The 24,248-nt window shown below is 68.5% G+C and carries 22 protein-coding genes; 9 read left to right on the top strand and 13 right to left on the bottom strand.

The window, feature by feature from the left end:
- Positions 1–24: 24 nt before the first annotated feature.
- From OG405_RS19745 to OG405_RS19730, 4 genes are all read right to left on the bottom strand, one after another.
- Positions 25–684 (bottom strand): endonuclease V, encoded by a 660-nt coding sequence (locus OG405_RS19745; RefSeq protein WP_327147954.1) that lies wholly within the window; start codon positions 682–684, stop codon positions 25–27.
- A 25-nt stretch (positions 685–709) separates the two neighbouring features.
- Positions 710–1,513: an alpha/beta fold hydrolase gene (locus OG405_RS19740; RefSeq protein WP_327152416.1), complete on the bottom strand. Its 804-nt coding sequence runs from the start codon at positions 1,511–1,513 to the stop codon at positions 710–712.
- A gap of 163 nt (positions 1,514–1,676) precedes the next feature.
- The gene (locus OG405_RS19735; RefSeq protein WP_327147953.1) at positions 1,677–2,564 is read right to left on the bottom strand and encodes a hypothetical protein; all 888 of its coding nucleotides are present in this window, start codon (positions 2,562–2,564) and stop codon (positions 1,677–1,679) included.
- Positions 2,565–2,692: 128 nt separating this feature from the next.
- A complete protein-coding gene (locus OG405_RS19730) occupies positions 2,693–4,294 on the bottom strand; it encodes a TROVE domain-containing protein (RefSeq protein WP_327147952.1) in 1,602 nt (533 codons plus the stop codon).
- A 709-nt stretch (positions 4,295–5,003) separates the two neighbouring features.
- Here OG405_RS19730 and OG405_RS19725 point away from each other — a divergent pair.
- Together OG405_RS19725 and OG405_RS19720 are read left to right on the top strand one after the other, a co-directional pair.
- Complete coding sequence (locus OG405_RS19725) at positions 5,004–5,741, top strand: SDR family NAD(P)-dependent oxidoreductase (RefSeq protein ID WP_327147951.1); 738 nt, start codon at positions 5,004–5,006, stop codon at positions 5,739–5,741.
- Positions 5,742–5,900: 159 nt separating this feature from the next.
- Positions 5,901–7,280: a DoxX family protein gene (locus tag OG405_RS19720; RefSeq protein ID WP_327147950.1), complete on the top strand. Its 1,380-nt coding sequence runs from the start codon at positions 5,901–5,903 to the stop codon at positions 7,278–7,280.
- 14 nt (positions 7,281–7,294) lie between these two features.
- Here OG405_RS19720 and OG405_RS19715 read toward each other — a convergent pair whose 3' ends face one another.
- The 3 genes from OG405_RS19715 to OG405_RS19705 all read right to left on the bottom strand — a co-directional run bounded on the left by OG405_RS19715 (position 7,295) and on the right by OG405_RS19705 (position 9,676).
- Entirely contained in the window at positions 7,295–8,458 is a 1,164-nt protein-coding gene (locus OG405_RS19715) for a hypothetical protein (protein WP_327147949.1), read from the bottom strand.
- A 64-nt stretch (positions 8,459–8,522) separates the two neighbouring features.
- Positions 8,523–8,897 (bottom strand): hypothetical protein, encoded by a 375-nt coding sequence (locus OG405_RS19710; RefSeq protein ID WP_327147948.1) that lies wholly within the window; start codon positions 8,895–8,897, stop codon positions 8,523–8,525.
- An 80-nt stretch (positions 8,898–8,977) separates the two neighbouring features.
- A complete protein-coding gene (locus OG405_RS19705; RefSeq protein ID WP_327147947.1) occupies positions 8,978–9,676 on the bottom strand; it encodes an ESX secretion-associated protein EspG in 699 nt (232 codons plus the stop codon).
- Between the two features lie 288 nt (positions 9,677–9,964).
- Here OG405_RS19705 and OG405_RS19700 point away from each other — a divergent pair, with 288 nt between their 5' ends.
- From OG405_RS19700 to OG405_RS19690, 3 genes are all read left to right on the top strand, one after another.
- Complete coding sequence (locus OG405_RS19700) at positions 9,965–11,470, top strand: PEP-utilizing enzyme (RefSeq protein WP_327147946.1); 1,506 nt, start codon at positions 9,965–9,967, stop codon at positions 11,468–11,470.
- A gap of 237 nt (positions 11,471–11,707) precedes the next feature.
- Entirely contained in the window at positions 11,708–13,567 is a 1,860-nt protein-coding gene (locus tag OG405_RS19695; RefSeq protein WP_327147945.1) for a Na+/H+ antiporter, read from the top strand.
- A 107-nt stretch (positions 13,568–13,674) separates the two neighbouring features.
- The gene (locus OG405_RS19690) at positions 13,675–15,804 is read left to right on the top strand and encodes an ATP-dependent DNA helicase RecQ (RefSeq protein ID WP_327147944.1); all 2,130 of its coding nucleotides are present in this window, start codon (positions 13,675–13,677) and stop codon (positions 15,802–15,804) included.
- Here the strand turns inward: OG405_RS19690 and OG405_RS19685 are convergent.
- Positions 15,728–16,522 carry a Pr6Pr family membrane protein gene (locus OG405_RS19685; RefSeq protein WP_327147943.1) on the bottom strand — a complete coding sequence of 265 codons (795 nt, stop codon included), beginning with the start codon at positions 16,520–16,522 and terminating at the stop codon, positions 15,728–15,730. The genes OG405_RS19690 and OG405_RS19685 overlap by 77 nt on opposite strands.
- Positions 16,523–16,615: 93 nt before the next feature.
- On the opposite strand from OG405_RS19685, the gene OG405_RS19680 reads away from it, so the two are divergent.
- On the top strand, positions 16,616–17,368 hold the full coding sequence (locus OG405_RS19680; protein ID WP_327147942.1) for an isocitrate lyase/PEP mutase family protein: 753 nt from the start codon (positions 16,616–16,618) through the stop codon (positions 17,366–17,368).
- 33 nt (positions 17,369–17,401) lie between these two features.
- On the opposite strand, the gene ligD is transcribed toward OG405_RS19680, so the two are convergent.
- The 3 genes from ligD to OG405_RS19665 all read right to left on the bottom strand — a co-directional run bounded on the left by ligD (position 17,402) and on the right by OG405_RS19665 (position 20,045).
- On the bottom strand, positions 17,402–18,364 hold the full coding sequence (gene ligD, locus OG405_RS19675; protein WP_327147941.1) for a non-homologous end-joining DNA ligase: 963 nt from the start codon (positions 18,362–18,364) through the stop codon (positions 17,402–17,404).
- A 626-nt stretch (positions 18,365–18,990) separates the two neighbouring features.
- Positions 18,991–19,194 carry a DUF397 domain-containing protein gene (locus tag OG405_RS19670; protein ID WP_327147940.1) on the bottom strand — a complete coding sequence of 68 codons (204 nt, stop codon included), beginning with the start codon at positions 19,192–19,194 and terminating at the stop codon, positions 18,991–18,993.
- Positions 19,191–20,045, bottom strand: coding sequence for a helix-turn-helix domain-containing protein (locus OG405_RS19665; protein ID WP_327147939.1), 855 nt, complete (start codon positions 20,043–20,045; stop codon positions 19,191–19,193). Before OG405_RS19665 ends, OG405_RS19670 begins: the two co-directional genes overlap by 4 nt.
- Before the next feature lie 473 nt (positions 20,046–20,518).
- On the opposite strand from OG405_RS19665, the gene OG405_RS19660 reads away from it, so the two are divergent.
- Positions 20,519–20,845 carry a hypothetical protein gene (locus OG405_RS19660; protein ID WP_327147938.1) on the top strand — a complete coding sequence of 109 codons (327 nt, stop codon included), beginning with the start codon at positions 20,519–20,521 and terminating at the stop codon, positions 20,843–20,845.
- Positions 20,846–20,964: 119 nt separating this feature from the next.
- On the opposite strand, the gene OG405_RS19655 is transcribed toward OG405_RS19660, so the two are convergent.
- Positions 20,965–21,840: a helix-turn-helix transcriptional regulator gene (locus OG405_RS19655; protein WP_327147937.1), complete on the bottom strand. Its 876-nt coding sequence runs from the start codon at positions 21,838–21,840 to the stop codon at positions 20,965–20,967.
- A gap of 102 nt (positions 21,841–21,942) precedes the next feature.
- Between OG405_RS19655 and OG405_RS19650 the strand changes: the two genes are divergently transcribed.
- Positions 21,943–22,698 (top strand): SDR family oxidoreductase, encoded by a 756-nt coding sequence (locus OG405_RS19650; protein ID WP_327147936.1) that lies wholly within the window; start codon positions 21,943–21,945, stop codon positions 22,696–22,698.
- A gap of 66 nt (positions 22,699–22,764) precedes the next feature.
- On the opposite strand, the gene OG405_RS19645 is transcribed toward OG405_RS19650, so the two are convergent.
- A complete protein-coding gene (locus OG405_RS19645; protein ID WP_327147935.1) occupies positions 22,765–23,289 on the bottom strand; it encodes a DoxX family protein in 525 nt (174 codons plus the stop codon).
- 536 nt (positions 23,290–23,825) lie between these two features.
- Between OG405_RS19645 and OG405_RS19640 the strand changes: the two genes are divergently transcribed.
- Positions 23,826–24,230, top strand: a complete 405-nt coding sequence (locus tag OG405_RS19640) for a hypothetical protein (RefSeq protein ID WP_327147934.1) — start codon at positions 23,826–23,828, stop codon at positions 24,228–24,230.
- Positions 24,231–24,248: the final 18 nt, after the last annotated feature.

Raw genomic sequence — 24,248 nt, 5'->3', positions numbered from 1 at the left:
GCGGGACCCGCAACTTCCGTGGGTTCAGGCGATGCGGCCGAGATGGTCAGCGGTGCGGGTGGTCTCCGGCAGCCGGTAGCGCGGCGCCAGGCGCAAGACCAGCGCACAGGCGGAGTCCAGGCTGAAACGATGCCCGACCGAGACGAACAGTGGTTTGACCCCCGGCTGAGTACGCAGGGCTCGGCCGACGATCTCGCCGTCGGAGGTGACCGGGCTCGAATCACCCCGGTCCGGGCCGGGATCGGCATGGTCGCCGGAGGATTTCTTGGCGACACCGATACTGGGCAGGTCGGTGAGCACACCCAGATGGGCCGCGAGTCCGAAACGACGGGGGTGGGCCAGGCCGTGGCCGTCGCAGACCAGGACATCCGGTTCGACCCGAAGCGATTCCAGTGCGCGGGTCAACGGGGGAATCTCGCGGAAGGCGAAAAGCCCGGAAATGTAGGGGAACTCGATACGCTCGCGGACCACCGCCTGATCCAGCACGGCGAGCGAATCCACGTCCAGCACGGTGACCACCCCGATCGCGATATCGGGATCGCGGTAGGCGACATCCAACCCGGCCGCCTTCCGGATCGGGCCGTGTTCGTCACCTATCCGCACCAGGCCTCGCAGCCGCTGCTGGACGGCGACGGCCGCCTCCTCGCTCACCGCCCACTCGTGCATCTGCCGGACCCGCACCATGTCCGAAGCCTATCGGGCCCGGGTACTACAGCTGTGCCAGGAACTGTCGGACGCGGGCGGCGATCCGCTCCGGTGCCTCGCCGTTGATCGCGTGCGAGTGCCCGGGCCATACCTCGACCTCGGCGCCCGGAACCTGCCGGGCGCGTTCCGCGGCGCGGCTGGGGTTGTGGATGATACTGTCGCCCGCCAGAATCACCAGGATAGGGACCGGGACCGAACGCAGTTGTTCGGTCGTCGGTTGCCGCGGCTGCTCCGAGCGCTGCACGAAATCCCGCATACCCGATGCGATGAGCCGGGCCTCGGGGACCGAATCGTCGGCTTTCGCGCCACCGGAGATCCAGCTCAGCAGCCACTCCCGCACGGCCCTCGGGACACCGGGCAGGATGCTGCCCAGCGAGACCAGGATCATCTTCCAGGTGACCGGGGCGAAGGTGACGGCCGGATCGAGCAGGATCGCCGAGGCCACCCGTTCCGGCCGGTAGACGACGGTCTGTGCGGCCAGCCAGCCGCCGATACTCACCCCGAGCAGGTGGACCCGCTCGGCCCCCAACTGCGCGAGAGCTTGATCCAGCCAGGCGGCCTGATCCCGCGGGCCGGTGATGGGCGCGGTCTGTGCGGTGGCCCCGGGCTCGCCGAGGCTGTCCAGCGACCAGACGGTCCGCTGTTCGGCGAGGCTCCCGATATTGGCTCGCCACATGGGTGTAGAGGCCTGCCGCCCGGACAGCAGCACGAGGGGTTCGGCGGCGGGCGGGCCGAAACGGTAGGCGGTGACCCGGCCGAACGTGGTGGTAAGGATCCGGGTCTCGTCGGGTACCGGTAGGGTCGCCATCCCGTCCCGATAGGCGGCCACGAACCTGGCCCGCCCCGCCGTGCCGGTGAAATGTCCGATGCCGTCGGGTTGTGGTGCGATCGGGGCGGTTTCGGGCAGCACGCTGGTCACGGTCCCGACACTACCGGGGCACGGCCCGGTTGCCCGGCCGGCGCCGAAGCGTTCAGATGCCGAATTCGGGGACGACCGCGTAGGTACGCAACCGGTCTGGGGCCCGCTCGTCGGTGAGTTCGGCGCGCAGGTCGGGATTTTCGTGGTAGAAGCGGATCAGCCAGTAGGTGGCGGCCGAGCCGATCGAGAGCTTCTCGGCGTGGATCCGCTTCGTGGCGCTGCGGCCCGGCTTCCGGCCGGGGCGCGAGATCCGGATGGTGCCCTTGGAGTTGTTGCGCGACACCACCTCGATCTGTTCGATCGAGGTCCAGCTCACCATGTTCGCGACCGAGGTCTTGGTGGGCAGCACGATATGCATCGGCGTCAGTACCAGTCGGCGGATCTCCGGTCGCCGCGCGTAGACACAGAGATAGAGCAGGACCGCGACGGCGGCGGCGATGGCCAGCCACGGCGGAACCGGCGGCCGCGGGTTCAGGGTGAGTGTGCCGGTCCAGGTGCCGATACCGAAGATCGCGCACAGCGTCGCGAGGCTGAGGAAGCAGACCACGAGCGCGACCTCGTATCCGAGTGAGCGGCGGACCACCAGCGCGTCCTGGTCGTTGGCGAAGCGGGCGCCCTCGATCCGGATCCGTGACCGGCCCCGTGAGGTCGCCGAGAGCATCGGTAGGTACGAGGCGACCCAGGCGGCGGCCGCGATATGGATGGCCGGCTGTAACGGTTCGCCGGAGTCCAGGGCGAGCGCCGCCTGGGCCAGGAGGAAGGTGGCGAGGACGGCCACCAGGAACACTGCGGGATAGGTCCAGCCGTTCAGATTGCCCCGCAGTTCCCGGGGCGGCGGGAAATAGTTCCGGGCCGGTGCCGTTCGCGGATCGGCCACCGCGTCCGGCCCCTCGACGAGCTTCGGCATATCGGGGGATACGGTGTGCGGCTGGCGTGTCATCGGTACTACCTGTACTTCAGGATTCGATCGGGCGCCTGCGATGATATCGGCAATCGGAGGGCAACTCCGACTCGCGTCCGGGCGGTGGCGTTTGTGCGCCACCGCCCGGACCGATTCCGCGCCACGTCTCAGATGCCGCGGGCGAAATCGGCCAGCAGCGCCGGGACCGCGGCATCGAAACCCGCGATATCCAGCATCCCCGCGTCCGCCGGATCGGCGATGGTGAAACCGGTGGCGGTCATTCCGATCACCACCAGTTTCGCCCCCGGGGCGATCTGTTCCCGGTATCGCTGTAGCGCCTGGTGCGGGTGTTCGGTGCCCGCCCAGGTCTCGTTGTCGGTGAGCACCACGAAAACGTCCACTTCTAGAGCACAGTCCAGGGCGTACCGCATCGGCAGCGAGCAGTCGGTGCCCCTGAACGGCAGGTTCGATACCGCTCGGATGGCGTCGTCCAGTCGCTGCCGCGGACTGATCGGCAGGGGAGTGAGCGCCGCCTCACGCCACCCGGTCGCGTCGGTCGCCGCGGTGAAACCGACGGTTTCGCAATGCGGCTCGGTCGCCGAGGTCACCAGCGCCAGTGCCGCGCTGGCCTCCCGGGCCGACAACGGCAGTCCCGAGATCCGGGCCGTCATCGAACCGGAGACGTCCAGTGCCAGCAGGAACCGTTTGCCGGTGGGTTCCACCGCCTCGAAGGCGGCATAGAACGCGGCGTCCAGGGCATCCACGATCGGACGGGACGGTGCCCAGGCACCCCCGCCTCGCGCTCCGTGCCCGGAGGCATAGGTGCGCAAGGCGACCAGGACGTTCATCGGGTGCACACGGCCGCGGCGCAACCGTTCCGGATCGGCCAGCTGTTCGGCGACCGCGCGGGTCCGGGTGCCGAGCGGTTCGAGGAGGCCGAGCGAGGTCAGTCGCGGCAACTGGCGCAACAATGCGGTCTGCGGCAGACCGTTGTCCAGCAGCGCCTCCCACACCTCGGGAAGGCTCAGCGCCACATCGGGCAACATCTCCCACGACAGCCGGTACTCGCGCACCAGCTCCGGTACGGCGGCCGGATCCGCTGTGGTGGCCCGCTGGAACCCCTCGACCAGCCGCAGCCCGTCGAGGCCGGGTTCGCGGCCGCAGATCCAGTCGAACAGCCGCTTGCGCTCGTCCTCGGTGGTCGCCGGGTGCGCCAGCCGCAGCAGGTCGCGGTGGGACCAGCCCTCGCGCTGCCGGTATTTCACCGCCTGGTAGGCGATCTCGTCGATCGGCTTCGCGGTGTACCAGTTCGCGACGGCCCGGCGTAGGCCGCGGCCCCAGCCTCGGAACTGCTCGATATAGCGGGCGAACAGGAACAGGTGCGTTCCGGTGCGGGCTACCAGGGGTAGCGCGTCCAACGCGGCCCGCCGTCCCTCGGCATCACCCAGGGACGCCGCGGCTGCCAGCGCGAACAGTGCCTGGTTCTGTCGGGGCGCCCGGCCGGATACGGAGATCTCGACCACGATACGGACCAGGTCCTCGGTCCGGCGCTGTGCGAAATCCACCACGATCGCGGCATTCTCCCTGGTGATGCCGCGGGGGCCCACGTAATAGGTTCCCCCGTCGGTGCCGAGGGTGAGGAACCGGCGCAGCCGAATCTCGGGGGTGACCTCGAACGTCCACCCACCGGCGTTGTTCGGCACCTGGCGCGGATCGGCCTGTTCCCGTTGCGCTGTGCTGCGCAGATCGATACCGGCGAGTGCGTCCATGGCATGTCCCCTTCTTCCGGCCCGCTCGGGCACGTGGGGAGACGGGTGCGGACACGGCGGGATTCGAACCCGCGACATATAGATCGATTACCGATGCGCTCCGGCCCACCCACCTGCGATGCGCCTGTCCGGAACTGTACAAGTCGATCCCACGGCGCTCTACCGATTTTCCGGCGTGGGGCGAGAGCCTCCGCGTCCGGATCGTCGAAGAAGTTCCCGGACTCGAGCTCTCCGGCACAACAGGCCCAGGCGTTCGTATGAGAGCCCAGGTGTTTGGTTGAGAACCGTGCACGAGGACGACACACCGTGGGCGGATGGGCGTGTTCGCGTGACCGGAGAAGGAGCCCAGCGCTCTAACCACCTGAGCCACACGTCCCGTGGACGTGACGGGACTCGAACCCGCGACCTCTGGGGAGGTAACCGATCGCCTCGGCCCATCCACACCCACAGTGTGCCGCAGCGGACACATTACGCGCGCCAACCGCTGTGCTCCAGCAGTTTCCGCCCGCCTGGAGTCCGGTCGTATCGCGGTGCATGCGGTCAGCTCGAGCTGCGAGCCGATACGGCCGAGTGAGGACAGCGAACTGGAAGTGCGACCTGCTCACCGGCGGTGGCGTAGCGGCGAACGCGACGGCGATTTCCTGCCAGCGCGCGAGGGGGGTCGTCACGGATGCTCGTGGAGTAACAGCGGAATCGCGAAAGGAACGATATGTCGGAGAAGATCGTGGTGGTCACCGGGGCGACCCGCGGAATCGGACGAGCCACCGCGACGGTGTTCGCCCGGAACGGCTATCGGGTGATCGTCACCGGACGCCGCGAGCAGGCGGTGGAGATAGTGGTGAAGGAGCTGCGAGCCGAGGGGCTCGCGGTCGAGGGCGAACTCCTCGACGTGTGCTCGGTGGACAGCGCTCGATGCCTGCGTGACTCGATCGCCGAACGGTACGAGCACATCGATGTGCTGGTCAACAATGCGGGCATCCTGCCCGAGGCGACCGCCGTGGGCACGGTGAACTTCGCTCATCCCGGTGCGTTCACCGAGACCCTGATGACCAACACGTTCGGCCCCGCCAATGTGATCGAAGCATTGCTGCCACTGGTACGCCGAGCACCGGCGGGACGGATCGTCAACATCTCCAGCGAGATGGGTTCGCTCACCGAACAGCGCAACCCCGACTCGGCGTACTACTCGATGGTGGTCCCGGGCTACCAGGCCTCGAAGGCGGCGCTGAACAGCCTCACGGTCGGATTGGCGAAAACTCTCGCCGATACCACCGTCCGGGTGACCTCGGTATGCCCCGGATTCGTCGCGACCGAACTGGCCCCGGCGGCGGCCGACGCGCCGACCACGCCGGAGCAGGCCGCAGCGGTGGTTCTCGCCGCGGCGGAGGCGGCGGATACGTCCCCCGATGGTGCCTTCGTCGGTGCGAACGGGCCTGTCGCCTGGTAGTGGTGCCGGCCGGGGACCGCGGATTCGTGCACAAGGAGGACAGCGGTATCGGGGTTGTCACGGAGGTGCCCGGCCCGGGTTCTGCCCTAAGTTCGAAGAGGAGGCTCGGCTCGACCCCTCGGGGGTGGGCATCGGACAGGTCGGATAGCGAGGTGCGGTGTGAACACGGTGCAGACGGTGACCGAATCCGAGTACGCACCGCCTGAACTCGATGAGCCACCACCGGCGCGCTGGTCGTGGCCGGCTCGGTTCGCCTTCCGGTTCGGCGTGATCTATTGCGTGCTGTTCAGCGTGATGATCGGGCAGATCTTGTTCGTCTTCACCGGGTTCGCACACCGACATCTGCCCGATAACGCGCCGATGTGGCCGCTGATCGCCGCCGAGCCCTTGCTGAAATGGGTGGGGCAGTCGGTGTTCGGTGTCGACGCTGAGTTCCACCGGACCTCCGGCAGCGGCGACCAGACGATCATCTGGCTGATGGTGTTCAGCGCGGTGGTCGTGGCGGCCGCGGCGGCGGTGCTGTGGTCGGTGCTAGACCATCGCCGGCCCGCCTACCCGCGGGCAGCCGCGTGGTTTCTGACCGGGCTGCGACTGTGCCTCGCCGGGCAGATGCTGTTCTACGGGATCGCCAAAGCGGTACCGACCCAGATGCCGCCGCCCCCGCTCTCGGCGCTCATCCAGCCCTACGGTGAGTTCTCCCCGATGTCTGTGCTGTGGTTGCAGGTCGGCAGCGCGCCGGTCTACCAAATCCTGCTCGGGGTAGCGGAACTGGCCGCCGGCCTCCTGCTGCTGGTACCGCGTACAGCCACACTCGGGGCGATGCTCAGCGTGGTGAGCATGGCGCAGGTCTTCGTGCTGAACATGACCTTCGACGTCCCGGTCAAGATCCTGTCGTTCCATCTGCTGGTGTTCTCCCTGATCCTGCTCGCCCCGCAGGCCCGCCGTTTCGCGGATTTCTTCCTGCTCGCGCGCCGTGCCGAACCCGCGGTCCAACCGCCGCTGTTCACGAGTCGCCGAGCCGGCCGGATCGCCGGATCAGTTCATGTGGCGATCGGTCTCTGGCTGGTCGCCGGGGTGGCGGTGCTCGGCTGGTCCAGCTGGCGCGACTACGGCGGCGGCGTGCCGAAACCGGAGTTGTACGGCCTCTGGGAGGTCACCGAGTTCCGAATCGACGGACGACCGGTTCCACCGTTGCTCACCGACGAGACCCGTTGGCAGCGGCTGGTCGTCGAGACCGAGGGCGCGGTGACCTGGCAGCAGATGGACGGGACGCTGGTGACGGCACCGGCACAGTTGGACGCTCCCGCACGCACTCTCACGGTCAGTGCCTCCCGAACCTCCAGCGCCCCGCCTGCACCGGACTCCGCGGCCACGCCGATCGCGACCTTCACTTTCGCCCGTCCGGAACCCGATGTCCTGCGACTGGACGGGCAGTTGAACGGCCGGCCGGTGACCGTCGACCTGCGGGCGGGCGACCCCGCAGCTTTTCGGTTGAACGGTCCGCGGTTCCACTGGGTGCAGGAGACCCCGGGCCTGTAGGGCCGCCCGGCCGGTCAGGGTCGTGGTGGCGGAATGACGCCGGGCTGATCGGGCGCGCGCTGACCCGGTACCGGGCCGGTGATGCCGGGCTGCCCGTCCGGATCCGAGAGCGGTACCCCGGTCGGGTTCTGCGCGGGTGGTTGGGGAGGTACCGGTGGTTGGGGAGGCGCTGGTGGTTGGGGAGGCTCTGGTGGTTGAGGAGGCGCTGGAGGTTCGGGAGGCTCTGGTGGTTGAGGAGGTGCTGGAGGTTCGGGAGGCACCGGCCGGGAGGGCGGCTGCTCGGCGGTGGGCGGCTGGGCGTGGGGTGCCGGTGACGGCTGGGCCGGGGCGGGACCAGCGGTCGGTTCCGGCACTTCCGGTTCCGGCGGCCGGGGGGTCTCCTCGGTCGGCTGCTGGGAAGGTGCGGGGGAATTATCCGGTGCGGGCGGCGCGGATGGGCCCGGTGTCGCCGGAGCCGGTGCCGCGGAACCGTTCGGCGGTGCGGGCGAATCGGTGGCACCGCCGGAATCGGTGGAACCGCCGTCCGGCGGGGGCCGAGTGGGGTCCGAACCGCTTGGCGCGGGCGCCGAATCCGCGCCGACCACGGAGTCGACCTGCACCTGCGGTGGGGCCGGCGGGCCGAGCGGTGGCAGCGGACCGGGAGCCACCGGCGGTTCCGGGAGCGCGGGTACCGCGGTGCCCGCGGCGAGGTACGCCGGCTTGTAGACCATGTTCATGGTGAGGACCGCTTCCTGACGCAGCACCTCCTGCACCATCTGCGCATCGATCACCTCGGCGGCTTCCAAGAGCCGCGCCAGCGCGCCTACCGGACCGTAATCGCCGGGCGGGACCACCGCGATCTTCACCGCTTCCGCGGCTGCGGCCACCGCGCCCAGGCGCAACCCCACTTGACCGAGTACGCCGGCCAGTTCCTCCACCGAATCGGCGAAACTTCGGGTGCTGGCGAACGCGGCGTCGGCGGCCGCACCGTCCCATTCCATCGCGTTCATCACCCGGTCCGCACCGGCGCGGGTCAGCGGGAGCGAGGTCTGCAGGGTGGTGGCGGCGTGCAGCCAGGTACCGGAGATCCGCAGGATCTCACCGGCGTCGATCTGCTGGGTGGCCCGGTAGATGTCCGCGTGGCGCATGGCTTCGAAATGTTCCATGGCGCTGACGTAATCGGGATCCGTACCGCTCACAAACCCTCCTTCGAACCGGATACATGCGGTCCGCGGGGGCCGTAGCGAAGGCGGAGGTATCGCATCATCGGTCGAGCCTCGTTTCGACGGCGCGAACCGCGGCGGCGTTCGCGGCATCGGCCTCGTCGTAGAGGCCACCGCTGACCAGGAACGCTTCCTTCATGCGGTAGGCCGCTTCGATGTAATGGTCGAGCAGGGCGGCGGCGTCGCGGGCCTTGTGCCCGAACCCGGCCTGTAACTGCGCGGCGGAGACCAGACCACCGAAACCGTGTGGATCGGAGGCGTCTTCCAGCCGCTGCCGGAGATAGATGAGCCGGTCGGCCTGGCGGTCGTACAGTTCCGCGCAGCGGCGTGCCGCTTCCGGATCGAATTTGACGGTTCCCGCATGGGCTGCCTGACGGAACCGGACGATCTCGGCTCGGCTGTCTTCTATCTTCATGACTGGCGTACCCCTCCGTCGGTCACGCCCAGAGTAACCGCAACCGGTGGTCCGGGCAGCCGGTCCGCGGTGATCTCGGATCAGCCGGGAATACGTTTCTGCAGATGCGCCGCGAGCTGTTCGGGAGAGGCGGGCACCAGGTGGACGTTCTCGTCGGCCTTGAGCAGATAGCGGCCGTCGTTCTCGACATCGAGCCAGGTGTAGTGCAGCGGCGGTGGCGGATTCGGCCGGTCGAGATGCGCTTCGATACGGATGTGCCCGTCGGCAGTATGCGGGGCGTACAGCAGTTTCCGGATCAGTGGTGCGGCACGTTCCTCCTGGATGACGGTTTCGGTATCCCGCACCGCCGCGGCCGAGGCGGAACGGGCGGGATATCGCCCGGCGGGCGCTTTCGGCAGCAGTGCCGCCAGCCGGGCGCCCAGTTTGCCGCTGTGCCCGATGGAGAGCTGCACCGGCCCGCCGAATTCCCGGGTACGTCCGGGCGCCTGGACAGCCAGGACCCCCCGATCGTGGACGACACAGCCCAGTGCCCGCACTTCCCGGCCGGGTTCGGGGGATCCGCCGATGGCGATCACCCGGGTATGCGGAAGGGCGAGAATACGCAGGCAGGCATCGAGATCCGGGTCGGCCGGGAAACGCTGGGCGAGTTCGGCGCGCAGGAGCCGGGCATCGCTTTCGGTCCGCGGCGATTCGAGTACCCGCAGCGGATAGGGGATCCGGTCCAGGTCGGCTCGGCGCCATACATGCGCGAATTCGTCGGGGGTAAGGCTCCAACTCACGCGGAATCACATCCTCACCGAAACCTGCGCGGGCCATCACAGCCTATCGGTTGTTTCGCAGTGCCCTGACCTCGGGCACCGGCGGAGCCGGAAACCCTGTGGTCTGACACAAACCTCGAATACGCGATGGACGAGGCATTTCTCGGGTTTACTCGTCCGGAACGGACAACGGTGTCCTGTTGCGGTGAACGGGGTTGGAGGTCGGTTCTTGCGGGTGCTCGGGACAGACGAAACCGAGACGGCGATCGCGGCGCGGTGCGGCAGCAATGCCCGCGGAAGCGGGCAATCGTGACGGCCGTGATCCGGGGTGCCGCCGAACCGGTCGCGCCAGGGGAGCCGCGGATATGGGACGACGCCACGGCGGTGCAGACCTTTCCGGGGATCACTTCACCGTTGGCCTTCACAATCGCCGCCGGAATATACGGACGGGTGTGCCGTGAATACGCCCGCTCCCTCGGGGTGCCGGACGAGCAGGTGGAACAGACGGATTCGTGGACGCCCTACCTGCTGGGAAGCTTTCACGGCCGGGTGTACGGCAACCTGCTGCACTGGTATCGGCTGGCGGGTATCGCGCCCGGATACCGGCTGAGCCGTAGAGCGCTCGAGGACATGCTGGGCGCGACCGATCCCGTGCCGGACGAAGTCGCGGAATCGCTGTCCCCTTTCACCTTCGATTCGCGAGCCCACCGGATCCGGTCCCGGATCCGGACGACCGGGGTATTCCTGCGCCGGGCGTGGCGGATCGAGGCGATGATGCGTGATTTCCGGACCGAATTCGATCGCGTCTGCGACCGGTACGAGCCCGGTGACTACGTCCACGGCGAACACGCCTACGCGGAGTACCGGCGGCTGGACCGGGAACTGGTGTTGCTGTGGGGCCCGGTGACGGTGCTCGACGCCGTAGTTCTGACGCTCATGGGTGCTGTGGTGGCGTTGACCGATTCCTATCTACCGGAGGCGTCGCGGGCGTTCCGGTACGCCGCGGTGCGGCCTGGTGTCGCGATCGGATCCGCGGTCGAGTCCGGGTCACCGGGCGCCACCGGAATCGACCCGGACGACTACCTCGACGAGAGGCTCGGCGGGATCCGTCGCCGGCTCTACGATCTGGTGCGGGTGCGCGCGGCGCGCTGTGCCGCGCATCGGGAATCCGTCCGGTCGAGCCGGGCCCGTGCGGCAGGCATCCTCGAGGCGATGATCCGGGTGATGGCCGCCGACCTCGCCGCACGGGGGATCCTGCGTGATCCGGGCGATATCGACTGCCTGACCGCCGGTGAACTGCGTGGCTGCTACGACCGGGCGCCGATGCCTGATTTAGGGGCGCGGATCGCGGAACGTAAGGCTGCCCGCGCCGCCGCCGGCGGGCTGTCCGCCCCGGTGCGGTTCAGTACCGAAGGCGCGGAGGTATCCGATGTGCAACTGACGGAACAGGGTTGGGCGGCGCGTACCGCGATCTCGGCGGCCCACGACCACGAGGTACTCGCCGGGACCGCGTCGACCGCGGGAGTGGTCGAGGGGCCCGCGGTGGTGGCGCGGCGATTACGCGATATGACCCCCGGGATCCTCGTCGCTGAGAACGCGGACCCGGCGTGGGTGGCGGCGCTGCCGTCGGCGTCCGCCTTGGTGATCGAACACGGCGGCCCACTCACCGCGGTGGCGACCGTCGCTCGTGAACTCGGGGTGCCCACCGTGGTGCGGGTGCCCGCAGCGACCGCGAGATTGCGCACCGGAATGCGGATCCGGGTGGACGGGTCCACGGGGACGGTGACGGTGTTGTCCGGCGCGGGCCCGGAATGAGATGGAACAAATGACCGATCTCGAATCCGCGCGATCCGCGGCCGCGCCATCCGATCCGCCGGCCGCGGGTGTCCGAGGCGATGCTGCTGGTGGTCACCTGTCCCGACGGTGAACTGCCCGCCCCGGTGCGGCTGGTCGACGCCGCGGGTCCCGGCGATCCCCGGGAACGGCGCCCGGGGCAGTCGCGCTCGCCGACGAGAGTGCCGCCGGTCGCGGTTCACCTGCGAGAATGCTCGGATGCACATCGCGATCGGCCTGGTTGTCCTGGTGGCATCGGCGGCGGCCGTGGCGGCGCTGGCCCGCCGAGCCGGGATCTCCGAACCGCTGGCGCTGACACTGGCCGGTGTCGCCGCCTCGTATCTGCCGTTCGTGCCGGAGGTGCATCTGGAGCCGGAGGTGGTGCTGCTCGGGTTGCTGCCGCCACTGCTGTACACCGCGGCCATCCGCACCTCGCTGGTCGATTTCCGGGCCAATATCGGTGCGATTGTTTCGCTGTCGGTGGGTCTGGTCCTCTTCAGTACTTTTGCGGTGGCCGCGGTCGTCTGGTGGCTGCTGCCGGTGCCGTTCGCCGTCGCGGTGGCGCTGGGAGCAGTGGTGGCGCCGCCGGACGCGGTGGCCGCGACCGCGGTGGCGCGGCGGATCGGAATGCCGCGGCGCATTGTCTCGATCCTGGAAGCCGAATCGCTGTTCAACGACGCGACCGCGCTGGTGGCGTTGCGGACCGCGATCGCCGCCTCGGCAGGTGCGGTGTCGGTGTGGAACGCCGGCGGGGATTTCCTGCTCGCCGCCGGCGGCGGCGCGGTGGTGGGGATCGCGGTCGCGTACGCGCTGGCCCTGCTGCGCCGGCGGATCATCGACCCGGTCCTGGATACGACCCTGTCCTTCCTCGCGCCGTTTCTGGCCTACCTGCCCGCCGAGGAGATCCATGCCTCCGGCGTCATCGCCGTGGTCACCTGCGGCATGATCCTCGGGCACGGTGCGCCGGTCTGGCAGAGCGCGGCTTCGCGCACCGCCGAACGCATCAACTGGGGCACCGCGCAGTTCATCCTCGAGAGCGCGGTTTTCCTTGTCATCGGGTTGCAGGTGAACACGATCGTCCGGGACGCGTGGGCGAGCGGATTGGATCACGGCACCTTGATCGTGGCCGCGATCGCGGTCCTGGCGGCGGTGATGCTGGCGCGGCCGGTGTGGGTGTTCGGCTGGACCTTCCTCGAGCGTGCCTTCGGCCGTGCCCCGGAACCGCTGGCCAACCCGACGGTGGTCTCCTGGGCCGGGATGCGCGGGGTGGTGACCCTGGCGGCGGTACTGCTGCTCCCGGCCGACACCCCGCAACTGCCGGTGCTGAAACTGCTGGCCCTGGTCGTCGTCGCGGGCACGCTGCTGCTTCAGGGAACGTCGCTGTCGTGGCTGGTGCGGCGGTTGCGTCTGCGTGGGCCCAGTCGTGCCGAGGACGCGCTGCAGAAGGCGAATCTGCTGACCCAGGCCGCCAACGCGGGACTTGCCGTACTCGACGCGGCGGTCGGCCCGGACACCCCGGATGACGTAGTGCGTTCGTTGCGCGACCGGGTGAGGTGGCGGACCAACGCGGCCTGGGAGCGGCTCGGTCGCCCGGAATCCGAACTGGCGACCCCGACCGCGGAATACCGGCGGTTGCGGCTGGAGATGTTGCGTGCCGAACGGGAGACGGTGCTGCGGGTTCGTGATGCCGGGGGCGTGGACTACGAGATCCTGCAGCATGTGCTGGCCCGGCTGGACCTGGAGGAGTCGATGATCGACAGGTTCGACGAGGGCGACGACGAGGACCGGGTCGAGACGCTGGCCGTCCCGGGCGGTGCGGCCGAGGACTGCGCGCATCTGCGGTCCGCCCCGCTCGTATGCGAATCGGACCGCCCGGATGTGTGCGCGCGGTGTCTGGCGGAGGGCCTGACCTGGGTCCATCTGCGCATGTGCCTGACCTGCGGGAATATCGGCTGCTGTGATTCCTCGCCCGGGAACCACGCGGCCGGTCACTACACGTCGACCAGCCATCCGGTGATTCGGAGCGTGGAGCCCGGTGAGGCGTGGCGCTGGTGCTACGTCGACGAACTACTCGGCTAGCTACCGGGCCGCAAGAGCCCGCCGCTACGGCCGGGACCTGCGAAGTCACGGCACCGGGTGCTGCCCGCGTGGAGCCGGTGTCGGTGGCCTGCGGCAGGATGGGCGCCATGACGACGGCACCGGGCGACACCATGGGCGGGGCCGACGGAGTCGCCGGCGTCCTACGCGAGGACGCGGAGGCACTCCTGCGGGAGCTCGCCGGGCCGGACGCGCGATTGCGGGAGGACCAGTGGACCGCGATCGAAGCGCTGGTGGTCGGTAAACGCCGCGCGCTGGTGGTGCAGCGCACCGGATGGGGTAAATCCGCGGTGTACTTCATCGCGGCCAAGCTGCTGCGTGCCCAGGGGCGTGGGCCCACCGTCATCGTCTCGCCGCTGCTGGCCCTGATGCGCAACCAGGTCGCGTCCGCTCAGCGGGCCGGGGTCGTCGCGGCGACGATCAACTCCGGGAACGTCACCGAATGGGACGAGATCCATCAGCAGGTCGCGGCCGGTGCCGTGGATGTGCTGCTGGTCAGTCCCGAACGGCTGAACAATCCGGATTTCCGGGACCAGGTGCTGCCCCGGCTCGCCGCCGACGCCGGTCTGGTGGTGATCGACGAAGCGCACTGTGTCTCCGACTGGGGTCACGATTTCCGCCCGGACTACCGCCGTATCCGTACCCTGATCGCCGATCTCGGCAGTGAGGTACCGGTCCTGGCCACCACCGCCACCGCCAACGACCGGGTGGTCACCGATGTGGCCGGGCAGATCGGCACCGACACCCTGGTCCTGCGCGGGGACCTCGATCGCGCCTCGCTGCATCTGTCGGTGGTGCGTTTCGACGACGCGGTGGAACGCACCACCTGGCTCAGCGGTCATCTGGACCGGCTACCGGGGTCGGGGATCGTGTACACCCTGACCGTCGCCGGAGCCCACGATCTCGCCGACGTACTGAACTCGCACGGGCACAAGGTGGCCGCCTATACGGGGCAGACCGATCCGGCCGAACGCGAAACACTCGAAACCGCCCTGCTGAACAACGACGTGAAAGCGCTGATAGCGACCTCCGCACTGGGAATGGGATTCGACAAACCCGATCTGGGTTTCGTGGTCCACGTGGGCGCCCCGTCGTCGCCGATCTCCTACTACCAGCAGGTCGGCCGTGCCGGCCGTGCCACCGAACGCGCCGAGGTCGTATTGCTCCCCGGTCCCGAGGACATCCGGATCTGGAGCTACTTCGCCTCGGTGGCGTTCCCTCGCGAACATGTGGTCCGTTCCGTCCTGGAAGCGCTCGACCGGGAGCGCCCGCAGTCCACCGCGGCCCTGGAGCCGCTGGTCGAGCTCAACCGCTCCCGCCTCGACATGGTCCTGAAAGTGCTCGATGTCGACGGCGCGGTCCGCCGGGTTCGCGGCGGCTGGCTGGGCACCGGTGAGCCCTGGGCCTACGACGCCGACCGCTACGAACGGCTCGATGCCGCACGCACGGCCGAACAGCAGGCGATGCTCGACTACCAGCGCACCACCGGCTGCCGGATGGAGTTCCTGCGCCGCCAGCTCGACGATCCGGCCCTGCTCGCCGCCGCGCCCGGTACCGGCGCCTGCGGCCGCTGCGACAACTGCACCGGCGAGCATCGCGACACCACTGTCGACACCGCCGCCGTCGACGCGACCCGGGCCCGGCTCGACCGGCCGGGTATCGATCTCGCGCCCCGTAAACAGTGGCCGACCGGTATGGCGAAACTCGGTGTGCCGCTGTCGGGCAAGATCTCCGAAGGTGCCGAGACCGGCCGGGTGCTGGGCCGGCTGAATTCACTGGGCTGGGGCCGGCGGCTGCGCCCGATCCTCGACGGTCCCGACGGCCCGGTGCCGGACGAGGTGATCGAGGCGTGCATTCCCGTGCTCCGGGAATGGGACTGGGCCGTCCGGCCCACCGCGGTCCTGGCGCTGGAATCGCCCACCCATCCGACGCTCACCACCTCGCTGGCCGAGCGGCTCGCCGGAATCGGCCGGCTCCGCAATCTGGGCACCCTGCACACCCGCCCCGACCGGCCGCCGGTGTCCGCCGTCAACTCGGCCCACCGGGTCGCCGCCCTGCACGATGCGTGGGAGATCCCCGATCTCGGTGCCGCGGACGGTCCGATCCTGCTGGTGGACACCCTCACCGATACCGGCTGGACCTTCACCGTCGCGGCGTGGGCGCTGCGCCGGGCGGGGGCCCCGGCCGTTCTTCCGTTCGCCCTGGCGACCCCGGCCTGATCGCCGCGTCCCGCGCGATATCCGGCTCGGTTCCGCTCGCGGCGGTGGGGAGCCGGTCGAGCAGCGCGAAGACGGCGACGAGTACCACCGCGAGCACGATCACCAGCAGAGTGTTCACCAGGGCGGTGGCGTACCCGTCCCGGGCGACGTCCAGGAACGGGTACGGATACCAGTCCGTCACGGCGCCGTGGGCGAAGGTGTAGCCGATCCAGGCCACCGGCCAGACGAACGCCGCGGCGATCGTGGCCCGGTCGATCCGGGGTCGGGGCCCGAACACCAGCCACACCGCCAGGGTGGCCCAGGGCGCGATGTAGTGGAAACCGAGATTCGCCCACCACGCCGCCCCGGTGAGGTGCACCTCGTCGGCGAGGACCAGCGCGAAGACCAGCCCGGTGATCGCGATGCCCAGCAGAGCGTCCAGCCGCACCACCCGCCAGAGCCGACCGTCGCGATCAGGACGTATCGCCAGCCCCACCGAAGCGGCCAGCACGAACAGGTTGCTCTGGATCGTGAAATAGCTGAACAGGCGGACGAGTCTCGTCGCGATACCGGCGTCCGGGTCCGCGCGCCCGGAATTCGCGTCCGCGCCCCCGGTGAACAGCAGTATCAGCTGCGTCACCAACGCGGCGGCGATGACCAAGGTGATCACGAGATGGCAGACCCGGGCGGTGATATCCACCGCACCGCTACGACCGGTCGACCTGGTGCGTACGTTCACACCGGCACATCCTGCCGCCGCCGGAAGCGCGCGCGGCGGCGACACGCGAAAAGGGGGTACGAAGTCGCGCCCGGTTGCGGCAGGATCGGTGTGGTGACCACATTGCCCGAGAAGGCCGCCGCATTCCTCGAACTCCATCGTCCCGGTGACCCGGTGATCCTGCCCACGGTCTGGGACGCCTGGTCGGCGGATCTGGTGCAGCAGGCCGGTTTTCCGGCGCTCACTGTCGGGAGCCATCCGCTCGCCAACTCGGTCGGCAAACCCGATCAGGAGGGTATGGCCTTCGCCGATGTGCTCGGTCGCGTCCGGGAGATCACCGCCGCGGTGGAGATACCGGTCTCGGTCGATCTCGAATCCGGCTACGGGGTCGAGCCGGTGGCGCTCATCGACGGGTTGCTGGACGCCGGCGCGGTCGGGTTCAACCTCGAGGACACCGTGCACAAGGAGGGTGGCCGGCTGCGCGAGCCGCAGGAGCATGCCGATCTCGTGGGTCGGCTGCGCCGGGCGGCCGACGATACCGGTGTGCATGTTGTCGTGAACGCCCGTACCGATCTGCTGCTCGCCCCGTCCGGCGATCCGGCCGAACTGGTAGGCCCCGCGATCGAACGATTGCGGTTGGCGGCCGCGGCGGGTGCCGATGTGCTGTATCCGGTCGGCCGGTACGGTCCTGAGGTACTGAGCCGTCTGTGCGCCGAACTGCCGTTGCCGGTCAACGCGGTGACGCTGCCGGAACAGGGCGACAAGGCGTATTTCGCGGAAGCCGGGGCGGCCCGGGTCAGTTTCGGTCCGTTTCTGCAGTGGGCGCTCGCCACAGAGGCGAAAAGGCTGCTCGAACCCTGGCGGTGAGCCCAGGCGAGGGAATCGCGGCGTTCCGGCCGGTCAGGACTCCGAGCCGGGGTCCTCGTCGAGGTCCACCTCGTCGCGGTCGGCCCATTCGATCAGTTGCCCCAGATCGAACACCGCGTCATCCATCCCCGCGTGCAGATCGCCGAGGTGGCGATACCGCTCGGGAACGGTGGCGATGGTGAAATCGCGGGGGTGGATATCGTCGATCTCGTCCCAGCGCACCGGGGCCGAGACCGTCGCCGCCGGATTACCGCGGACCGAGTAGGCGGCCGCGATCGTATGGTCGCGGGCGTTCTGGTTGTAGTCGATGAACAGTTGCGCCGGATCGCGGTCGCGCCGCCACCAGGTGGTTGTCACATCATCGGGTGCCCGGCGGCGGACCTCCTCGGCGAACGCCAGCGCCGCCCGGCGCACCTGCTGGAATCCGTGGTCCGGGGCGATCCGCACATAGACGTGCAAACCCTTGCCGCCCGACATCTTCGGCCAGCCGACCGCCCCGATCTCGTCGAGCACCTCGCGGACCACTCCGGCCACCCGCTGTACCCGAGGCCAGGGACAGTCCGGCATGGGGTCGAGATCGATCCGCCATTCGTCCGGGCTCTCGATATCGGCGCGGCGTGAATTCCAGGGATGGAATTCGACCGTCGACATCTGGACCGCCCAGATGACCTCCGCCAGTTCACCGACGCAGAGTTCGTCGGCGTGCCGGCCGTAGCGCGGGAAGTACACCCGCACAGTGGATACCCAGTCGGGTGCGCCCGAGGGCAGCCGCTTCTGATGGACTTTCCCGCCCGGCAGACCTTTCGGGAAACGGTGCAGCATGCAGGGACGCTCCCGCAGCGCGTTGACGATCCCGTCGCCCACGCTCAGGTAGTACTGCACCAGATCGAGCTTGGTCGCGCCGGACTCCGGGAAGTACACCCGATCGGGGTTGGAGATACGGACCTCGCGTTCTCCGACCGTCAATTCCACCGCCGCGCTCGCGCCGCCAGCCATGATCCGACCATAGCCGCCTTGTCGGCTCCGGCCGGGCGATACACCGGAGTGGCGTGCGTATCGAGGCGGAAATCGCCGGCCGTGATCGGTCGGTGCGATCGGATATCTTCGATTACGCGCGGCCGGCAACCGGGGCCTCCAGCACCGAAAAGCGGCTGCATCCCTGGGTTTGTCCGGGGGTGACCTGAGGGCTGCTCAGGATCCAACCGACGTCCAGGCTTCAGCTGATGGCCGAGCGCCGGCCCGTCAGCGCCGGCCGCGCATCTTCACGCAGGCTGCGTGTGAGGTTCGGCCGGTGAGGACTGTCACGGGTTGAGGATCGCACCCGACTCCGGCGAGGTCCCGACCCGCGCCATCTACCGGCCGCCGACAACTACCGCACGCAGCCGCGCGCGAGCGGGCAAGGAGAGGTTATACCGGCTCGGCCGTCTGGTTGCCGCACCGAGCGTTCCATCTGCGGCAACTCCCTGCGGGACTCTTCCCGTGAAGTTCCGGTACTCCGGATCTCACCGAACCGGGGCGGCTCCTCCGAAACGATACGGTCGCCGAAACCTCGCATATCGCGAGTGTTGCGGCGACCGTGTGCAACCGACGCTCGCCCTACCGGGGCTTCTGTGTTCGAGGGTTCAGGGCCGGTCGAACTCGCCGGCCTTCGCACCGGCAATGAAGGCATCCCATTCGCCGGGCGTGAAGACCAGTGCGGGCCCGGTCCGATTCTTGGAATCTCGCACTCCGACAAGTCCGCCGGTCAGGTGGGCAGCCTCAACGCAATCCTGGTTGGCGGAACTCCGGCTGGACTTGAACCACTTCGCGCCGGTCAGGTCCGTCATCTGTACTCCTTCGATATCTCCAGCATCAGATCTCTGGATTCCGACGTGGACAACGCTACATGGCGGATGCGCTCGGCTTCCCTGGAGAACTTCTCCACTTCGGACGCGTGCTCGACGTATAGACCGCCGGATAGTCCCTCCATGTACGCAACCGGGGGTTCTTGCAGCTTGGAGGTGGGCAGGGGCGGGAACGAGAAAAGGACAAACGCACCGGCGCTGAGGCCGATCGGCCGGTCTTCGCTGGATGGAACGATCCGTATCTGAACCCCGTGGCTTTCCGAGCGCTCCAGTAGGTGATTGAGCTGACCCCCCATCACAGAAGGGCCTCCAACGCGGTAGCTTCGCAGAACGGCTTCCGTGAGCAGAGCTTCGAATCGGAATCCGTCCCGATCGAGTAACCCTTGCCGACGCATTACCACGTCAAGGATGCGCTCGATCTCTTCGGAAGAACTGTCAGGGAGCCCGACCCAAGCGATCGCGCGTCGATAGTCTCGGGTCTGGAGCAGACCCGGTATCAGGTTTGTCTGCCAGGAGGTCACCCAGTTCGCGGCGTCCTCCAGTGCGAGGTAGTGGTCGAATCCTTTGGCTATCGCATCGTCATAACCACGCCACCAGCTACCGCCGGAAGCTGTAGAAGTTCGGATCTCCTGTGCAAGTTCCAGGAGCAGCCGGCGTTCCTCGTCGCCGGCCCGGTAGGCGTTCGCCAGCGTATTGAGCAGCATGTCGGTGACTTTGGTGATCCGGCCGTCCTCCAGTCGACCGTAGGTCTGCGGGCTGGTCTCGGCGATACGTGCGGCTTGGGCTTGATTGATGTTGTTGCGCTCGCGAAGAGTTCGCAGCTGACGCCCCAAAGCCCTTCGAGGAAGCGTAGAGCCAGACATTATTCGTTGCCTTTGCTAATCGGATTGATGGAATATGGAGGCTTCCGTGGGTAAATACCTCGGTTTCACACGTAGATCTTCCACGGCAGCGCTTTCGAACCTCTTGTGGCAGAGGTCTACTGAGGGCGCACCCGGTGCAGGACAGTCCCCCAGGCCCTAACTGGGGGAGCACCGGCCAGGGAGGCAGGAAACTCGCGGGCCGGTGGTCTCGGACATCAGTCACATGTAGGCGTCACTGTCGAAGACCCTGCACCGGGTGCGCTTCGAACTATGCCAGGAGCAGGGGTCCATCATGCGTGCTATCGCCCAAGAGCCGTTGCCTACACGAGAGCGGGGCAGAACCGATATCCCAGCGGGGCTCTCGTGGGCCGCGCCGACAATCGGGCAGCTGGAGCATATTGCCGAGGCAATGCGCCGCTGGCTCGAGGATGCCGAGGTGCGATATGTCCGATGATCGCCCGCATGCTATCGGCCTGGTGCGCCTCGATCTGGTTATCCCGGATGTGAATCTGTACGAGCTGGCGGAGAAACACGGGTACCGGATGGTGTTCACCGTCAAGACCGATACGGGCCCAGCCATCACCGCGCTGGCGCTGGCTCACCAGGCGGTAGAGCACAGCGCGAAAGCGGTGGTGGTGCCCGGTTTCGAGCACGCCGAGTCGGTTCGACACCTGGCGACCGATATCGGTGCGTTGATCACACCGATGCAGCTCTATCCGCCGGGATACCGCTGGCCGACGGACGACAACCTGCGTGAGCAGGCACGATGATCGCCGACACGATGCTGGTCCTGCTGGTGTTGGGTCTGCTGGGACTCACCGCAGTACTGTGTCGGCCGCGAAAAGATCACTGATGCGGCCGGGTCATCCGTCGCGGCGGACGGTGTCTGTCACCGATCGGTCCGGGCTGTCTCGGCGGTCGGCCGCGGTTCGGCTCCCACGGCTTCGTCGACGGTCAGGCTGCCCAGCAGCGACAGCGCGTGCTCCGACGGTGAGCCGGGGTCGGCGTGGTAGACGATGAGCGTCTGGCCCGGCGCGCCGTTGACGGTGAAGCTCTCGTAGGAGAGGGTCAGTTCACCGACTATCTCGTGGTGGAATCGCTTCATTCCGGAGGTCTTGGTCCGCACATCGTGGCGCGCCCACAGCTGCCGGAATTCCGCACTCTTGAGCGATAGTTCACCGACCAGTTCGGTCAACCGTGGATCGTCGAGGTCGGTACCGGCGGTGGCTCGCAAGCTCGCGACCGTATCGGCCGCGATCGAGGACCAATCGGGATAGACCTGCCGCGCCCGCGGATCGAGGAAGACCATCCGCACCTGGTTGATACCGGGTGCCGAGCACGCGTTCACCGCGGCGGCCAGCGGATTCGCCGCCAGGACGTCCAGGCTGCGACCCAGGACGAGAGCGGGGGTCCGCGCCCACAGATCCATCAACCGCAGCAAGCCCGGCGCCACTCGTTCGGGCCGGCGGGGGCGTTTCGGCCGGACCGGGGCCGGCCGGGCGAGTTCCCGCAGGTGCGCGGTGGCTTCGTCGTCGAGGGCGAAGACCCGCGCCAGCGCGGTGACCACCTGTTCCGAGGGGTGCTTGTCCCGGCCCTGCTCCAGTCGGATGTAGTAGTCCGCGCTCACCCCGGCGAGCAGGGCGATCTCCTCGCGTCGCAGGCCGGCTACCCGCCGCTGCCCGCCACCGGGCAACCCGAATTCCTCCGGGCGGACCAGTTCACGGCGGGCCCGCAGGAAGGTGCCCAGGCGGTTGTCCGTACGCATGGCCTCCAGGGTAGGAGCCGGCGGGGCCGGCTGGCTGGCCCTGCGACTACCAGGAAGTCCGCGACCTGGTAGCGCGGCCGGTGTGGGCCGACTGTTGTGGACATGACGAACAACGAGAAATCGAACAGCCGAGTAGCGGTGGTCACCGGGGCATCCAGCGGCATCGGCGCGGCGACGGCGCGCCGACTCGCGGCGGACGGCGCCAAGGTCGCGCTGCTGGGACGCCGTAAGGAGCGCATAGAAGAACTGGCGGCTGAGATCGGCGGGGAAGCTATCGCGGTGGTGGCCGATGTGGTCGACCGGGATTCGGTGCGTGATGCGGCCGCAACGGTGCGGGCGGCACTGGGGCCGGTCGATCTGGTGGTGGCGAACGCGGGCGTGATGCTGGGCGCGCCGTTCGAATCCGCCGAGGTCGGCGAGTGGGACCAGATGGTCGGGACGAATGTGACCGGGCTGCTCTACACGGCCCGGGCGTTCATCGATGATCTGCTGGCTGCCGGTGGCGAGGGCGGCCGCGCCGATCTCGTGCTGGTGGGTTCGGTCGGCGGGCACGCCGTGTTCACCGAGTACGCGGTGTACACCGCGACCAAGGCAGCGGTGGCGCATCTGACCCGTAACCTGCGCGCCGAATTCGGACCGCGCGGGGTCCGGGTGAAGAACGTCGAACCCGGGTTCGTGGACACCGAGCTCGGTGCGGGAATGCGCGGGGAGGAGCAGCAGGCGCAGTTGGCGCGCTGGCGTTCGGGGATGACGATTCTGGAGCCGGGGGATATCGCGGAAGCCATCGCTTTCGCGACGTCGGTACCGGCCCGGCTCAATGTGGCGGAGCTGATCCTGGTGCCGACCCAGCAGGGTTGACCATTTCACGGATCGGTCCCGCTCCCGGTGGAATCCAGGTGGAACGGGACCGATCCGCCGGCGGCGTCAGCGCGCCGCTACCGCTGCGTGCGTATCGGCGGTGTCGCGGTGCGGCCGCAACGCGGGCAGTACCCCGCTGACCCACAGCGCGAGCGCGAAATACACGATCTGCTCCGGGATCCGGAACCACAGCGGCGTGGCGGCTTCTCCGTTGAGCGGAATATCGTTCAGCGCCGCGTAGATATTGGCCGGGATCATGATCACCAGCAGCGCCGCCAGTCCGAGTCCGGCCCAGCGGCGGGTGCCCGTCATCACCAGGCCCACGGCACCGGCCAGTTCCAGGACCCCGGTGGCGTACACCGCGAAATCCGCGAACGGGACGAACGAGGGGACCATCGCCGCCAAATCGTTGTGGCTGGGCATCACGGTGACCGAATCGGGGGCGAAATGCGCGAGTCCGGTCATGGTGAAAAGGAAGGCCAGTCCGTGGGCGGCGCTGACCCGCCAGGTGCCGAATCGGCGGACGCCGATCAGGCCGAGTAGGCGCAGCACCAGCGTGGGGATCACGAACAGCATCAGGGTGTCGAACATGCGGTTCCTTCGAAGCGGGAGTCGGGTTGTCCGGCCGCTCGGCGCCGGGCAGTTTGTTGCTATCGACTGATAACAACAATAAGAGTATGCATCGACTGATAACTAGTCAATGGCAAGTTCGAGAGCGCGCCCGTGGTCACGGATGCGGCCGAGTTCCGTTGCCGAAAACCGTCGCTCCAGCTGTTCGTGGTGGCGGGGCCCGGATGGGGTGGGTGTTGTCGGCCGATTGTTCTCCACCGATTCACGACGTCATCCGCCTACCGGCGTAGTGGTCGGCGAAGCTCGGTATGCGAAGGTGCGGTGCAACGGGCCGAGTGCCGCTGTAGCCGTCGACCGACCCGGAGCAGACGTATGACCACTGGAGCAGACGTATGACCACTGGAGTCGAACAGCCCGCGGATGCACATGGGCAGCCGGCCCGTGCGGATGCGCACACAGGGCCGGGCAGCGGGGCTACGCAGTCGCGACCGTGCGGCCGAGACGGACAACCGGGGCCTGCCCATCCGCGGCGCCGCCCGAGTCGATGGCGCCGATCGGTGTCGTTATCGCTGCTCGCGGTGGTGATCACACCGGTAGCGCTCGGTATCGCCGCCAACGGCACTGTTACCGGCGGGCGCTGGTGGGACAGCGGAGATCGCTGGTCGACGCCCGCTCAGTCGGTACTCGGCGCGGTGCTACTGCTGGCGGTCGCCGGACTCGCGATGTACGAGCCCGCGGTGGGCGTAACCGCCGGGCTGGCGTGGGGGATCGCCCCTGCCGTCGTGCAGATCGCCGCGCCCCGGGAGACCTATCGGCTGATCTCCGCGGTGCCCGGATTGCCCGCCGACCTGGCCCGTGCGCTGCACACCTGGCTGTCGGGCGGGGTGCTACTGGTCTTCGGTGTCCTGCTGGCGGGGATCGGGATCATCGCCGCACTGCGCGGCCACCGCCTCTCGACCTGAGCACGGTCCGTCATCGTT

The sequence above is a fragment of the Nocardia sp. NBC_01329 genome (genome assembly GCF_035956715.1).
GTDB lineage: Bacteria > Actinomycetota > Actinomycetes > Mycobacteriales > Mycobacteriaceae > Nocardia.
This window is presented reverse-complemented; position numbering and strand designations above follow the sequence as displayed.